Consider the following 13,416-nt stretch of genomic DNA (forward strand, 5'->3'; position numbering starts at 1 on the left):
AAAAAAACATTTTGCCGGCCTAAAAATATTTTGCCAGCCACGTCGTTGCGGCCGGCGCCGGCCACGCCTGATGGAGCCGGCCATTTTCGGCCACCGTGTTGTCGAAATAGGGAGTTTCGGCGGTAAGTTGCCCAGCAGCAATGGCCTGCCGCAGCTCGCGCAGGTCAATCAGCCGCACCTGCCCCTCAACCAGAAAAGCCAGCTGCGACTTTTCCAGCAGCTGCACCCCCACCTGCTCCTCGACCAAGCGCACGAAGCGCACCGAGGCATCGATGGAGCAGCCGCTGGCGTCGGCAACGGCCTCGTTTAGTCCAATAACTAGGAATTGGTGGTGCAGAATAGCAGCCGAAGCCTCCAGGTTGCGGCCGTGGCTGGTCCACTCGGCGGCGAAGCGCTGCAACTCGGGCTCCAGCCGGGCCAGCTCGGCAGCCGTGAAAGGGCGGCTGGCCTGATAAATCCAGATGCGGGCCGAAGCCGGCAGCTCAGAGAAGGGAACAAACATAGGAAAGACAAGAAGCCAGAAAAGAAGAACGGCGGGGTGGTACCCGGCCACCCCACCAGCTGAAGCGGGGGCCGCAATAGTACGCCAACCTACCAGCACAAACATAAACTGCCCCGGTCGGAAGTTCCGCCGGGGCAGCTTTATTCGCTTATAAAAAGAACCTGGACGCTCTTATTTTCAGCGCCTTACCTTTCACTAGGCGTTCAGACCTTCGGCCGTAGCAATGAGCTCGGCCAAATCGAACACCTGCACGCTGTTTTCGCGCTCCTTGTTCTTGACCCCGTCGCTCATCATGGTCATGCAGAAGGGGCACGACACGGCAATGATGCTGCGCTGCTGCCCGTTGCGCGGGGCTGGCGTGGCGCCGGCGTTGCCGCTTTCCACCCCGTTGAGGTTAGCCAGGGCGGCGGCGTTGCCATCCAGCGCCGCCAGCGCCTCCTCGGTGCGCTCCACGTTGATGTCCTTTTTGCCGGGCTCGGGCTCTTTCCACATCTGGGCGCCGCCTGCGCCGCAGCACAGGCCGTTGGCTTTGCTGCGCTTCATTTCCACCAGGTCGGCATCCAGGGCGGCCAGCACGTCGCGCGGGGCCTCGTAGATGTTGTTGGCCCGGCCCAGGTAGCAGGAGTCGTGGAAGGTGATGCGCTGCCCCTTGAACTCGCCGCCGCCCGACACGCCCACGCGGCCCTCGTTGATGAGCTGCTGCAGGAAGGTGCTGTGGTGAATTACCTCGTAGTTGCCGCCCAAAGCCGGGTACTCGTTCTTAATCGTGTTGAAGCAGTGCGGGCAAGCCGTTACAATCTTCTTGATGCCGTAGCCTTCGAAGGTCGTAATGTTCTGCATGGCCTGCATCTGAAACAGGAACTCGTTGCCGGCGCGCTTGGCCGGGTCGCCGGTGCAGGTTTCTTCCATGCCCAGCACGGCATATTTCACGCCTACGTGCTCCAGGATCTGCACGAAAGCCCGGGTTACGCGCTTGTAACGGTCGTCGAAAGCCCCGGCGCAGCCCACCCAGAACAGGATTTCCGGCTCTTCGCCAGCGGCGGCCAGGTTGGCCATGAGGGGAACGGTGACGGGACGCTTGGCAAGTTGCTCAGCCATGATATGTAGTTGACAGTTGTCAGTTGTTAGTTGTCAGGAAAGCCGTCAGCGGCCGGTTGTCATTGCCCATTTCCTGACAACTGACAACCAGCAACCGACAACTCACTTTATGCTTTTTCGGTCACGAACAGGTCGTCGGCCCAGTTGAAACGGTCGGAAGGCGAGAAGGCCCAGGGCGCGCCGTTGTTTTCGATGTTGGAGAACATCACGTTCAGGGAGTTCGGCGCGGCCGACTCTTCCAGCACCAGGAAGCGGCGCATTTCGATGATGCTTTCCAGCGGGTTGATGTTCACGGGACAGGCTTCTACGCAGGCATTGCAGGTAGTGCAGGCCCAGAGCTCCTCGGGCGTTACATAGCCGCGAAGCAGCGTGTGGGTTTCCTTGTCGAGCACTTCCTGCCCGGCGTGTTTGGCTTCGGTACCGTAGAGGTTGGGCTGAAAAATCAGCGGCGAGTTATACTTCTCCTCCACCCGGTCGCGGGTGTCCATGATGATTTTGCGGGGCGAAAGCAGCTTGCCCGTCAGGTTGGCGGGGCATACCGAGGTGCAACGGCCGCACTCGGTGCAGGAATAGGCGTTCAGCAGGTTGGTCCAGGCCAGGTCGTCCACGTCCTTAGCCCCGAAAGGCGTGGGCGCCATCGCCGAGCCGTCGGGGTTGGTGGCCGGGGCGGGCACCTGGTAGCTGGGGTCCATCATGGCCTTCACCTCGTGGGTGATGCTGTCGACGTTGGAAAACTGCCCCTGCGGTACCAGGCGCGAGTAATACACGTTCGGAAACGCCATGATGATGTGGAAGTGCTTGCTGCTGGGCAGGTAGTTCAGAAAGCAGAGAATGCCCACGATGTGCGCCCACCAGCCCACGCGCTCCAGCACTTCCAGCGCGCCCACGCTGCTGGGCAGCAGGCCCGTCAGCAAAGAGCTGATGGGGAAGGCGCCGGGCAGCTCCGCTCCTTCCAGCTGGTGCAGCTTCAGGTCGGCGGCGTTCATCGTGAACAGGGCGACCATCAGAATCACTTCGACGTAGAGAATGATGTTGGCGTCCAGCTTGGGCCACATCCGCAGCTCCGGGCCCGTGAAGCGGCGTACGCCGCCCACGTTGCGCCGCCACCAGAAGGCCGCCACGGCAACAATTACCAGCGCGCCGAGCACTTCGTTGGTCCCCACCAGCAGGCTATACAGCGGCCCCAGAAAGCTCAGGGCGCGGTGGGTGCCAAACAGGCCGTCAATCATAATCTCGATAACCTCGACGTTGATGACGATGAAACCCACGTACACAATCAGGTGTAACAGGGCCGGGGTAATCCGCTTGAACATCTTCTGCTGACCGAAGGCCACCAGCAGGGTTTTGTTGAGCCGCTCACTGACGTTGCCCGACATGTCCCGGTCGCGCCCGACCAGAATATTTGCCCGGACCTTGCGGACCTGCCACGCAAACAAGCCGAAGCCTGCCACCGCGACGAGCAAGAAGAGGATGTTTTGGATAGAAAAATGCACGGGAAAGGGTAGGTTTGGGGTTAGGTCCGAAATATACTCGTTATGCATAACAAATTACGGCTTTTTTAACAGAAAGATTTTTTTCACGAAGTCTTGCAGGTTCGTTTTGCTTTACTACTTTTGTGCTCCCCAACGGCAACAACGGCCTGCGGGGGCCAAGAGCTGGTAATGTAGCTCAGTTGGTAGAGCACAGCACTGAAAATGCTGGTGTCGTTGGTTCGATTCCAACCATTACCACGAAAACGCCTCTAGTATTACACTAGAGGCGTTTTTTGTTTCAGGGGCACGCCCAAGCAGATCAGGGCAGTCAGTTGCCCGATTTTACGGCCTGCAACGAATGAGAATGGTTGGCGGGCAGCTTGCCGTCTCTTTATTTACTGACGTGGTCGTCACCATTCCCTTCCTTACCAAGATTGTCGGTTTAAAATCAACTGTCCGGTAATTGAATTACCAGCCAAAAAGCGCGGAAAGGAAATATATAAGCGTACTTGTATATACCTAACAGCCTTGCGTGGTTGCCATAAGCTGCTCAGTAAATCCTGCTATTACCGGTTTAACAGGCGTTGGCTGATAGCGCTCAGCATGCGGCTTTTGGCCAGATTATTGAGCCCGACTTCTACTTTCTATTCCCCCGACCTATGCAATTACCCCAACAATCCCAGGTACTTGATGCCGCCTTTCAGACGTTGCAGCCTATCCAGCTTTATTACGATACCTGCCCGGAGCGGGCCGATGACAGCCCGGCTCAGATTGTGCTGCATCATGAAATGCGAGTAATGCTCGGTGCAGTCTACCGGGTGCGCATGCAGATTCATGAGGTAATGCACCCTTAGGCTTAGTCAGCGCCCGTAGGCGCTACGGGCAGCTTTGGCTCAGGGCCTCGCCCGCGTATAAATAGCCCAGCTGCACGGCCCGCCGGAAAAACTCGCAGGCGGCGGCCGTGTTGCCTTCCTGCTGCGCCAGGCGGCCCAGCAGAAAATGCACCTGCCCGTTTTTGGGGTCCTGGAGCAAAACCTCCCGGTAGTCCTGGCGGGCAGCGCTGAAGTCGCGCAGCTTATAGAAGGCCAGCCCCCGGTACGTTACATATTTCAGCACGGGCTTTTTGCCGGCCGCGGCCCGCTGCCGCAGGCCCACCGAGAAGTCGTCGGCGGCCGCCTGAAACTGGAGCAGATCGAACAGGCGCAGCTCGCCCCGGGCCAGCCAGGCTCCGCTCAGCGTCGAGTCGAGAGCCAAGGCGCGGGTGAGGCTTTGCTGAGCCGAGGTTTTCTGGGCCAGATTGGCCTGGCACTGGCCCAGGCGGTAGAGCAGCAGCGCGGCTTCCGCCGGCGGGTTGTCCTGCCGCAGGGCCAGCTGGTAGTCGGTGCGGGCGGCCTTATAGTTCTGGTACACCAGCTGCTCAATCTCGGCCCGCCGGCGCAACGCCTGCCGGTAAGAGGGCTTAAAGGCAATGGCTTCCGAGAAAAAGCCGTGGGCCGTGCTCCATTTCCGCTCGGCGTAGGCCCGCAGGCCGTTTTCGTAGTTGCTCACCGCCGAGACGTGGTCCATCGTCACCTTCACCGATACGATGAACAGCAGCAGCAACAGAAACAGGCCGGCCGTGAGTAGGTAGTCGCGGCGGGTAAAGCGGGGGCGGCGCGCCGCCATTTTCTGGTAATGCCGCTCGGTGGAGCCGGCGGGGCGACGGGTGCGCAGCGGGGCGGCGGGCGGCATGGGCACGCCGTACACGTGCTGGCCCTGGGCCCGGAACTGCTGCTGGCGCCGCGCTTCCTCAGCCCGCAGCACGGCGGCCCGGAGCTGGTGGTCGTAGGCGGCGCGCCGGGCCGGGTCGCTCAAGATGCGGTAAGCGGCGCTGATGGCTTTGAACTGGTCTTCGAACTGGGTGCTACCGCCGTGCTTATCGGGGTGAAACCGGATGGCCAACTGCTTGTAAGCCAGTTTTATTTCCTGGGCCGTAGCCGTGGCCGAGACCCCCAGAAGCTGATAATGATTTTGGCTCAAAACGCGGCAGTATATAGTAAAAGTAACGCAAAACCCAGACACCACGTACGGTTTTGCGTATGAACGAACAAACCAAAAAAATGGCTTAGCAGCCGTTTTTCGGCTTCCGACCTATCTAACATCTTTTCTCGCTATTCTTCTCCCCGCCGTATGGCTTACGACGACGACGCTTCTAAAACGCCCCGCAACGACAGCTTGGTGGGCAACCTGAAAGGCTACCTCGACACCCGCATCGACCTTGTCCGACTCGAAGTTCAGGAGAAAGTCAAGCTGGCTTTTGTCGGCACCGTGCATGGTGTCGCCATGGGCCTGATCGGGCTGATGTTCCTGATTTTCCTGAGCATCTTTGCCGGCCTGGCTCTCAACGAGGCGTTCGACAGCTCATTCTGGGGCTTCGGAGCAGTAGCCGGCTTCTACCTGCTGCTACTGATTGTTTTCCTGATTGGGGTCGACAAAAAGCTGTTTCAGGGCCTGGCTGACAAGCTGCTCAACAACACCATCTACAAATCTGACAAGCGTCAAGCATAATCTACCTCATGGCTGAGCTGACTAATCCCCTGTTCGACAACGAAAGAGAGTTTCTGGAACGCCAAAAGCTTGAGTACGAGCGCGCCCTGCAAGGCGACGTCGACGAAATCAAGGAAAAAACCCAGACGGCCGGCAAATACGCGCTGATTGGGGCCGGCCTGCTGGGCGGCATCTGGCTGATCAGAAAGGCGCTGGGCGGCAAGAAGCACTCGGCTTTCGACGAAGGCCTCGACGAGTGGGACACCCACGAGCGGATTGCCGCTTCCAAAAAAAAGCTCCGGCACTCCGGTAAACACTACTCCGACGTGGACACGGCCGTAGCCGATGATCTGGGCTTCGGCTCGGCGCATACCCACCAGGCCGACCGCGGGGCGCCGGCTGCCCCGCACGAGCGGGCCCACCTGGCCCCCGACGTCTACCACACCGACTCGGACATGGACCCGTTTCCGCCCCTGCCCCGCGCGCGTGCCCGCCGTTACCCGGTGCAGTCGTATCAGGAGCCGGTCAAACCCTCGTCGGAAGCGGCTAATCTGATGGCCGGAGCCTTCCAGAGCTTTATGCAGTCGGATACCGGCAAGATGCTGCTGGCCCAGGTGACGGCCGTGTTGATGGCCTACGTGGCGAAAAAAGTCGGTGAATATTTGCCTGTGGTCAAAAATCCCGACCTTGCAACTTCTCCCGGCTCCTTCACCACGGAGCCCGAGACGAAGGATATCGACTTTACGTATCACCACGACGAAGCGGATGCGCCTCACCAGTCTGCATGAAACCCTCAGTAAGCGCCGCGCCCGGGGCCAGAAGTCACTGGCCGTCCTGCTCGACCCAGACCATCTGGACGAGGCCGGGTGCCGGCATTTATTGGAGTTGAGTGAAGCACACCCGGTAGACTATTTCTTTGTGGGCGGCAGCCTGGTGATGAATTCTCACCAGGCGTCGCTCATTCGTTTGATAAAGAGCTGCAGCGCCGTGCCAGTGCTGCTCTTTCCCAGCCACAGCCTGCACCTCGACACCCAGGCCGACGGCATTCTGCTGCTGTCCCTGATTTCGGGCCGCAACCCCGACTTTCTGATTGGGCAGCACGTGGTGGCGGCCCCGCTGCTGCGCGCCAGCAACCTGCAGATTCTGCCCACCGGCTACATGCTGGTTGATACCGGCCGGCAGACGACGGCCAGCTACATGAGCGGCACTACTCCCCTGCCCTACGACAAGCCCACCATTGCGGCCTGCACGGCCATGGCCGGCGAGCAGCTGGGTTTGCGCCTGATGTACCTCGACGGGGGCAGCGGCGCCATGTATCCGGTTTCCTCCGCCATGATCCGGGCTGTGCGCCAGGCCACCGAAACGCCCTTAATCGTCGGCGGCGGCATCAACACCGCCGAAAAGGCGCACGCGGCGCTGTCGGCCGGAGCCGACGTGATTGTCATCGGCAACCAGATTGAGAAGGCGCCGGAGTTCCTGGCCGAAATGTCGAAAGTGGTGCGCACGTTCAACGCCGTGCTGGACGTAAAGGTATAGGCCTGAGCCGCGCTGCTGGCGTCCACCGAAAACCAACAAAAAGCCCCGCGTCAATTGCTTGACGCGGGGCTTTTTGCTGAGCAGAAGTGAGCCTAGATGTTCATGGCCGATTCGCGGCGGCGCATCTTGCCGGCCGGAATGCCGAACATCATCTTGAAGCGGCGGCAGAAGTAGGCCGTGTCCTTGTAGCCGACTTCCTTGCCAATGTCGCGGATGCTTTTCTTGGTAGTACGTAGCAGGAATACGGCGCGCTCCATGCGCTGGTACTCGATGTAGTCCTGGGGGTTGATGCCGGTCAGCATCTTGAAGTACTGGCCCACGTAGTCTTCCGACACGTTGGCCACGCTCGACAGCACCTTGTTCGACAAGTCGCCGCCGATGTTCTCCTTGATGTAGTTGAACAGGTCGATGAGGCGCGGGTCCTTGAAGTAGGTGCTGTTGGTGGCCAGCTGCTCCACGAACATCTTGTTCTTGAGGATGTAGCGCACAATCTCCACCACGATGTTCTCGGTGTAGATGGTGATGAGACGCTCCCGGCCGGGCAGCTCCTGCAGGCTCTCTTCCACCACCTTAATCACCAGATTGGCCAGCTTGGAGTTGCCGGTAATCAGGAAGGCGGGCACGTCGAGCGAGGCGAAGAAGTTTACCGAGTCGAACACCTTGGCCTCGAAGCTCACGTGGCTGTGGCTTTCTTCGGCATCCCCGATCAGGTCCAGATCAGCGTTGGAGTGGAAAAACTTATCCTTGTTGCTGATCAGGTCGTCGTTGGTAATCGTCTTACCAGCGGCTTCGCCGTAGCTCACCTTGGTAGCGCGGCCCCCGGGGATGAAGAGCATTTCGCCTTCTTCTACCGTTTGCTCCTCGTCGCCGAAAGCAATGCGGCCCTTGTGAAGCAGGATCAGGTTGTTGCCGACGTCATAGTAATTCCGAACCGTGAACGGCTGCTGGAGGACCAGATTCTTCGCTTTAATGTATCGTACACCAAGCGACTCTATCACTTTATTGTAATCTTCCATATTCTAGGGGGTGGTTGGGGTACCTGGACAAAACCGGCCAGTTGAGGGGCTGGATTTAGACAATGCAAAATAACATATAAAAATTCACAAAAACGAAAAACCCAGCCATTTTATAGCTGGGTTTAATGCAATGATTCTGACTTTTAGGCAATTCGAAACTTACTTCAGCAATTCACGTGAGATTACAATTTTCTGAATCTCAGAGGTTCCCTCGTAAATCTGGGTGATTTTGGCGTCGCGCATCATGCGCTCCACGTGGAATTCTTTCACAAAACCGTAGCCACCGTGGATCTGCACGGCCTCAACGGCGGTATCCATAGCAACTTTCGAAGCGAAGAGCTTGGCCATGGCGCCCGACTTGGCGTAGTCCTGGTGCGCGTCCTTGTCGTGGGCGGCCTGCAGGCACAAGAGGCGGGCCGCGTCGATGTTGGTAGCCATGTCGGCCAGCTTAAACTGGATGGCCTGGTGCTTGGCGATTTCCACGCCGAACGCCTTACGCTCCTTGGAGTATTTCAGCGACAGCTCGAACGCGCCGGAAGCAATGCCCAGTGCCTGGGCCGCAATGCCGATCCGGCCGCCGGCCAGTACCTGCATGGCGAACTTGAAGCCGAAGCCGTCCTCACCGATGCGGTTTTCCTTGGGCACTTTCACGTCCGTGAACATCAGGGAGTGCGTGTCGGAGCCGCGGATGCCGAGCTTGTTCTCTTTCGGACCCACCACGAAACCGGGCATGTCCTTGTCCACGATCAGCACGTTGATGCCGCGGTGCTTCAGCTCGGGGTTGGTTTGGGCCACCACCAGGTATACCGAGGCCGACGAGCCGTTGGTAATCCAGTTTTTGGTGCCGTTCAGCAAGTAATGGTCGCCTTTGTCTTCGGCCGTGGTACGCTGCATGGTGGCGTCGGAGCCAGCCTCAGGCTCGGAAAGGCAGAAGGCGCCGATGATTTCGCCGCTGGTGAGCTTGGGCAGATACTTGCGCTTCTGCTCTTCGGTGCCGTATTTCTCCAGGCCCCAGCATACCAGCGAGTTGTTCACCGACATAATAACGGAGCAGGAGGCATCGACCTTGGAAATTTCTTCCATGGCCAGCACGTAGGAAACCGTATCCATGCCGCCGCCGCCGTACTCGGGGCTCACCATCATGCCCAGGAAGCCCAACTCGCCCATCTTCTTGATTTGCTCGGCGGGGAATTTCTGGTGTTCGTCGCGCTCAATAACGCCGGCCCATAGTTCACTCTGGGCAAAATCACGGGCGGCGGCCTGTACGGCGAGTTGTTCTTCGGTGAGCTGGAAATCCATGGATAAAAGGCTTGGGTGGGAGAGAAAGGTGCAGCCGGGGGCTGTGGAATACAGGGCCAAAATTAACCCTTAGAAGTTGGACAATAAGCAGGTGGGCAGCATTTTTATTCGGCTAGCCGCTTATACAACTGAAACGAGGCCGTCTGGTTTGGGCAAACCGGCCGTTGCCGCCGGCTAAAGAAACAGCCGTTCCGGAAGTACCAGAACGGCTGCTCTCAGGTTCTTACCCAGCGGGCGGGTTAGCGCCGGTCGCGGCCCCCCATAAAGATGCTCACGTAGTAGAGCAGCGTGGCCAGGGAGCTGAGCGCGGCTACGACGTAAGTCATGGCGGCCCACCAGAGGGCGTCTTTGGCCATGGCGTGCTCCTGCGGCGTCACGACGCCGCGCTTGTCAATCCAGGCCAGGGCCCGGCGGCTGGCGTCGAACTCGACGGGCAGCGTGACGAAGGAGAACAGCGTAGTCAGGGAAAACAAGGCAATGCCGACGCCCAGCGGAATCAGGGAGGTACGCAGCATCAGCACGCCGGCCAGCAGAATGAAGGGCATGAACTTGGACACGCCACTCAGGGCGGGCACCATCGCCGAGCGGAACTGCAGCATGCTGTAGGCCGTGGCGTGCTGCACGGCGTGGCCGCACTCGTGGGCGGCTACGGCCGCGGCGGCGGCGCTCCGCTCCTCATACACGGCCTCGCTCAGGTTCACCGTCTTATCGGTGGGGTTGTAATGGTCGGTGAGGCGGCCTTCGGTGGAAATAACGCGCACGTCGGTAATGCCGTGGTCGGCCAGCATCAGCTCGGCAATCTGCCGTCCTGACAGCCCCGACTGCAGCCCGATCTGGGCATACTTGGAAAACTTGCTGCGCAGCCGCCACTGAATCAGCCAGCTTACGACCATCGCCGCAATGACGAGGAAGTAAATCGGACTTGGGTTATAGTACATGGGTAAAGTTGCTTAGGAGTGAAGATGGGCCTGAATCCGCTCGACGATACGAGTGGTGCTGTAGCCCGGCACGAGCGGTACGGTGAGGACCTGCCCGCCGTTGGCTAACACCAATTCGTGGCCGACAATTCCGCTGACAGCATAGTCGTCGCCCTTCACCAGGATGTCGGGCTTGACCATGGTAATCAGCTCCAGCGGCGTCGGCTCGTCGAACAGCACTACGGCATCCACAAACAAAAGGGACGCCAGGATGCGCGCACGTGACACTTCGTCTTGCAGGGGCCGGCCGGGCTTGAGCCGGCTCACGGAAGCATCCGTGTTGAGGCCCAGCACCAGCACGTCGCCGAGGTGACGGGCCTTTTCCAGGTAGTCGACGTGGCCCAGGTGGAGCAAATCGAAGCAGCCATTGGTAAACACCACGCGCTTGCCCTGCTCCCGCCACTGCGCCAGCAGGGGCTGCAAGGCCGCAGGGCTGACGATTTTATCTTTACTCCACATCGGTTGTCACGGCCAGGGCGGGCTCGGCGGCTACCTGCCGTAGCGTCCGGCCCGATTTTACCATACTCGTTATAAAGCTGATGCCGCCCATGAGCACCACCAGCAGCGTCTGGGAGCCGTGCACCACCAGGGCGTAGGCAATGCCGGCTTCCTTGCTGATACCGTAGGCCAGCAGAATGCCCTGCACCATGACGTGAAACGGCCCGATGCCACCCGCTACGGGAGCCGCCATGCCGAAGGCCCCGAAGGTGAGAACGGCCAGACCAGCCTTCATATCCAGGGAATACGTGGCCGGAAAGCACCGGAACGCCAGGTAGTCCATCAGGTAATATACCAGCCAGGTAAAGAAGGTATGGAACAGAAACAAGCCTTTGTGTTCCAGCTTCAGCACGCTGAATACGCCGGCCAGCAGCCCTTTGGCAAACACCACGGCCTTGTTGAACAGCTTGTTCTGCCGCAGCCGCTCCAGGTTCCGGAACAGCGCGTAGCCCAGGCCCAGCAACAGCAGCAGCGCAATGCCACCGGCCACCAGCAGCGGCGTCCGGTTGCGGGCCAGCGCGTCGTAGCGCCCACCCAGCACTTTATCCGTCACAAACGACCAGAACGTGTTGAAGTCGAGCAGTAGCGTGCCGCCCAGCAGGCCCAGCAGCACCAGCACGTCGATTACCCGCTCCGTCACGACGGTACCCAGGGCCACCTGCACCGGCACTTTGCTGGTGCGCTGCAGAATCGAGCAGCGGATAACCTCGCCCATGCGCGGCAGCACCATGTTGGCCAGGTAGCCTACCATCATGGCGTGGTACACGTCCCAGAACGGCGCCTTGTGCTTGGTGGCGTCGAGCTGCATTTTCCAGCGGTACGCCCGGCTGAAATAGCCCAGCGCCGACAGGATCATGGTGATAATCAGCCAGGAGTAGTTGGCCTCGCGCACGTGCCGGCCAATACTGCTCAGGTCCTGTCCCTGCACGGCATACCACATCAGCAGCCCCGATACCGACAGCAGCAGGGCGTACTTTAGAATATTGAGTAGCGTTTTCATAAATACCGTACGGGCAACAAATACCGAAAAGAAGGACTACCGCAGGGCCGTACAAAGCGTTGCCCCGCCGGCTGCACCTGCTTTTACACCAACCGATTGTGCTGATCCGGAAACACGAGCGTGGGCTTATGCTCCCGGGCTTCGGCAAAGTCAATCAGGGCGTACGAGAAAATAATAACGATGTCGCCCACGGCGACGCGCCGGGCAGCCGGACCGTTGAGGCAGACCATGCCCGAGCCCCGCTCCCCGCGAATCGTGTACGTTTCGAACCGCTCCCCGTTGTTGACGTTGACGATGGTTACTTTCTCATTTTCCACCATGTTGGCCGCGTCCAGCAGGTCTTCGTCGATGGTGACGCTGCCGACGTAGTGGAGCTCGGCCTGCGTAACCTTGGCCCGGTGAATTTTAGACTTGAGAACTTCGATATGCATGGGTATGGCAGGGGGTGATTTTCAGGGCGCAAAGGTAGCTAAAACGGGCCGAACGCCTGAACTACGCTTTTCCGGCTCTGCTTACCCCGGCAGCGTGACCAACACGTTGTCAATCAGGCGCACGCCCCCCAAGTGCGCCGCCAGGCACAGGGCCACCGTGCGCCCCCTGGGCCAGAAGCCAGCCAGCGGCTGCAGGGTCTGGGCGTCGGCCAGAGTGAAGTACTCCAGCGTAATGGCCGGCTCGGCGGCCAGAAACTCGGCCACGGCCTGCTGCACGGCTTCGGGCGTTTGGGCCTGCTCCTGCGCCAGGCCCGCGCCCAGCATCAGGGCCTGGTAGAGCCGTGGGGCCACGGCCCGGGCCTCGGCCGACAAGCGGCGGTTGCGCGAGGACATGGCCAGCCCGTCTTCCTCCCGGATGGTAGGGTAGGCCACGATTTCCAGGTCGAACGACAAGTCGGCCACCAGCTGCCGGATGATGGTTACCTGCTGCAGGTCCTTCTGCCCGAAGTAGGCCCGGTGCGGCCGGCTCAGATGAAACAGCTTGCTGACCACCGTGGCCACGCCGTGGAAGTGCCCCGGGCGGTGCTCCCCTTCCATCACCTGCTCGAGCGGGCCAAAGTCGAAGCGCAGCACCGTGGGCTGCGGGTACATCTGCTCGACCGACGGCATGAACAAAGCCGTGCAGCCGGCCGGGCCCAGCAGGGCCGCGTCGGCGTCGGGCACGCGCGGGTAGAGGCGGAAGTCCTCGGCGTTGTTGAACTGCGTCGGATTCACGAACACACTGACCACCACCACGTCATTCTCGCGGGCGGCGGCGCGCACCAGTTGCAGGTGGCCTTCGTGCAAAGCCCCCATCGTGGGCACCAGACCGACGCGCAATTTGTTCTGCCGCCAGATTTCCGTTTGGGCTTGCAACGCGGCGGCCGATTGGAGTATCTCCATAGGGTGAAAAGGCCCGTTGGCAGAGTGCCCGGGCTCGTTTAATTGATAATTCGCTCAAAAATGCTTAATTTTGTGCATCCCAAAGTGTTGCCCTATCCCAATCACACCAACTGACTCTA

General features: G+C 59.9%; 15 protein-coding genes and 1 tRNA gene. 5 read left to right on the plus strand and 11 right to left on the minus strand.

The window, feature by feature from the left end; translation table 11 throughout:
• Window positions 1-19 precede the first annotated feature (19 nt).
• From E5K00_RS22065 to E5K00_RS22075, 3 genes are all read right to left on the minus strand, one after another.
• Window positions 20-502, minus strand: coding sequence for a hypothetical protein (locus E5K00_RS22065; protein WP_135465475.1), 483 nt, complete (start codon window positions 500-502; stop codon window positions 20-22).
• Between the two features lie 195 nt (window positions 503-697).
• Window positions 698-1,558 (minus strand): (Fe-S)-binding protein, encoded by an 861-nt coding sequence (locus E5K00_RS22070; protein ID WP_135465602.1) that lies wholly within the window; start codon window positions 1,556-1,558, stop codon window positions 698-700.
• A 149-nt stretch (window positions 1,559-1,707) separates the two neighbouring features.
• Window positions 1,708-3,093 carry a 4Fe-4S dicluster domain-containing protein gene (locus E5K00_RS22075; protein WP_245328392.1) on the minus strand — a complete coding sequence of 462 codons (1,386 nt, stop codon included), beginning with the start codon at window positions 3,091-3,093 and terminating at the stop codon, window positions 1,708-1,710.
• Between the two features lie 164 nt (window positions 3,094-3,257).
• On the opposite strand from E5K00_RS22075, the gene E5K00_RS22080 reads away from it, so the two are divergent.
• Window positions 3,258-3,330: transfer RNA gene (locus E5K00_RS22080), tRNA-Phe, on the plus strand.
• A 401-nt stretch (window positions 3,331-3,731) separates the two neighbouring features.
• On the plus strand, window positions 3,732-3,926 hold the full coding sequence (locus E5K00_RS22085; protein WP_135465477.1) for a hypothetical protein: 195 nt from the start codon (window positions 3,732-3,734) through the stop codon (window positions 3,924-3,926).
• 22 nt (window positions 3,927-3,948) lie between these two features.
• Here the strand turns inward: E5K00_RS22085 and E5K00_RS22090 are convergent, their stop codons facing one another.
• Complete coding sequence (locus E5K00_RS22090) at window positions 3,949-5,091, minus strand: J domain-containing protein (protein WP_167857001.1); 1,143 nt, start codon at window positions 5,089-5,091, stop codon at window positions 3,949-3,951.
• A gap of 150 nt (window positions 5,092-5,241) precedes the next feature.
• On the opposite strand from E5K00_RS22090, the gene E5K00_RS22095 reads away from it, so the two are divergent.
• The 3 genes from E5K00_RS22095 to E5K00_RS22105 are packed head-to-tail and all read left to right on the plus strand — an operon-like array spanning window position 5,242 to window position 7,134.
• Window positions 5,242-5,619 (plus strand): phage holin family protein, encoded by a 378-nt coding sequence (locus tag E5K00_RS22095; protein WP_135465479.1) that lies wholly within the window; start codon window positions 5,242-5,244, stop codon window positions 5,617-5,619.
• 8 nt (window positions 5,620-5,627) lie between these two features.
• The gene (locus E5K00_RS22100; RefSeq protein ID WP_135465480.1) at window positions 5,628-6,386 is read left to right on the plus strand and encodes a hypothetical protein; all 759 of its coding nucleotides are present in this window, start codon (window positions 5,628-5,630) and stop codon (window positions 6,384-6,386) included.
• Window positions 6,364-7,134, plus strand: coding sequence for a geranylgeranylglyceryl/heptaprenylglyceryl phosphate synthase (locus E5K00_RS22105; RefSeq protein ID WP_135465481.1), 771 nt, complete (start codon window positions 6,364-6,366; stop codon window positions 7,132-7,134). Before E5K00_RS22100 ends, E5K00_RS22105 begins: the two co-directional genes overlap by 23 nt.
• A 92-nt stretch (window positions 7,135-7,226) precedes the next feature.
• Here E5K00_RS22105 and E5K00_RS22110 read toward each other — a convergent pair whose 3' ends face one another.
• From E5K00_RS22110 to panC, 7 genes are all read right to left on the minus strand, one after another.
• Entirely contained in the window at window positions 7,227-8,150 is a 924-nt protein-coding gene (locus E5K00_RS22110; RefSeq protein ID WP_135465482.1) for a helix-turn-helix domain-containing protein, read from the minus strand.
• A gap of 159 nt (window positions 8,151-8,309) precedes the next feature.
• A complete protein-coding gene (locus E5K00_RS22115) occupies window positions 8,310-9,449 on the minus strand; it encodes an acyl-CoA dehydrogenase (protein ID WP_135396495.1) in 1,140 nt (379 codons plus the stop codon).
• Window positions 9,450-9,688: 239 nt separating this feature from the next.
• On the minus strand, window positions 9,689-10,387 hold the full coding sequence (locus E5K00_RS22120; RefSeq protein ID WP_135465483.1) for a zinc metallopeptidase: 699 nt from the start codon (window positions 10,385-10,387) through the stop codon (window positions 9,689-9,691).
• A 12-nt stretch (window positions 10,388-10,399) separates the two neighbouring features.
• Window positions 10,400-10,885: a D-glycero-beta-D-manno-heptose 1-phosphate adenylyltransferase gene (gene rfaE2 / locus E5K00_RS22125; RefSeq protein ID WP_135465484.1), complete on the minus strand. Its 486-nt coding sequence runs from the start codon at window positions 10,883-10,885 to the stop codon at window positions 10,400-10,402.
• Complete coding sequence (locus E5K00_RS22130; protein ID WP_135465485.1) at window positions 10,875-11,924, minus strand: lysylphosphatidylglycerol synthase transmembrane domain-containing protein; 1,050 nt, start codon at window positions 11,922-11,924, stop codon at window positions 10,875-10,877. The genes rfaE2 and E5K00_RS22130 overlap by 11 nt, the downstream gene beginning before the upstream one ends.
• Window positions 11,925-12,007: 83 nt before the next feature.
• Entirely contained in the window at window positions 12,008-12,355 is a 348-nt protein-coding gene (panD, locus tag E5K00_RS22135) for an aspartate 1-decarboxylase (protein WP_135465486.1), read from the minus strand.
• 81 nt (window positions 12,356-12,436) lie between these two features.
• A complete protein-coding gene (gene panC / locus E5K00_RS22140; RefSeq protein WP_135465487.1) occupies window positions 12,437-13,297 on the minus strand; it encodes a pantoate--beta-alanine ligase in 861 nt (286 codons plus the stop codon).
• Between the last annotated feature and the right edge of the window lie 119 nt (window positions 13,298-13,416).

The sequence above is a fragment of the Hymenobacter aquaticus genome, assembly GCF_004765605.1.
Lineage (GTDB): Bacteria > Bacteroidota > Bacteroidia > Cytophagales > Hymenobacteraceae > Hymenobacter > Hymenobacter aquaticus.

What these genes read in the sequence shown, in the direction of transcription:
- E5K00_RS22065 (WP_135465475.1), bottom strand. Translation starts at nt 502, where the DNA reads ATGTTTGTTCCCTTCTCTGAGCTGCCGGCTTCGGCCCGCATCTGGATT.
- E5K00_RS22070 (WP_135465602.1), bottom strand. Translation starts at nt 1,558, where the DNA reads ATGGCCAACCTGGCCGCCGCTGGCGAAGAGCCGGAAATCCTGTTCTGG.
- E5K00_RS22085 (WP_135465477.1), top strand. Translation starts at nt 3,732, where the DNA reads ATGCAATTACCCCAACAATCCCAGGTACTTGATGCCGCCTTTCAGACG.
- E5K00_RS22095 (WP_135465479.1), top strand. Translation starts at nt 5,242, where the DNA reads ATGGCTTACGACGACGACGCTTCTAAAACGCCCCGCAACGACAGCTTG.
- E5K00_RS22100 (WP_135465480.1), top strand. Translation starts at nt 5,628, where the DNA reads ATGGCTGAGCTGACTAATCCCCTGTTCGACAACGAAAGAGAGTTTCTG.
- E5K00_RS22105 (WP_135465481.1), top strand. Translation starts at nt 6,364, where the DNA reads ATGCGCCTCACCAGTCTGCATGAAACCCTCAGTAAGCGCCGCGCCCGG.
- E5K00_RS22110 (WP_135465482.1), bottom strand. Translation starts at nt 8,150, where the DNA reads ATGGAAGATTACAATAAAGTGATAGAGTCGCTTGGTGTACGATACATT.
- E5K00_RS22115 (WP_135396495.1), bottom strand. Translation starts at nt 9,449, where the DNA reads ATGGATTTCCAGCTCACCGAAGAACAACTCGCCGTACAGGCCGCCGCC.
- E5K00_RS22120 (WP_135465483.1), bottom strand. Translation starts at nt 10,387, where the DNA reads ATGTACTATAACCCAAGTCCGATTTACTTCCTCGTCATTGCGGCGATG.
- rfaE2 (WP_135465484.1), bottom strand. Translation starts at nt 10,885, where the DNA reads ATGTGGAGTAAAGATAAAATCGTCAGCCCTGCGGCCTTGCAGCCCCTG.
- E5K00_RS22130 (WP_135465485.1), bottom strand. Translation starts at nt 11,924, where the DNA reads ATGAAAACGCTACTCAATATTCTAAAGTACGCCCTGCTGCTGTCGGTA.
- panD (WP_135465486.1), bottom strand. Translation starts at nt 12,355, where the DNA reads ATGCATATCGAAGTTCTCAAGTCTAAAATTCACCGGGCCAAGGTTACG.
- panC (WP_135465487.1), bottom strand. Translation starts at nt 13,297, where the DNA reads ATGGAGATACTCCAATCGGCCGCCGCGTTGCAAGCCCAAACGGAAATC.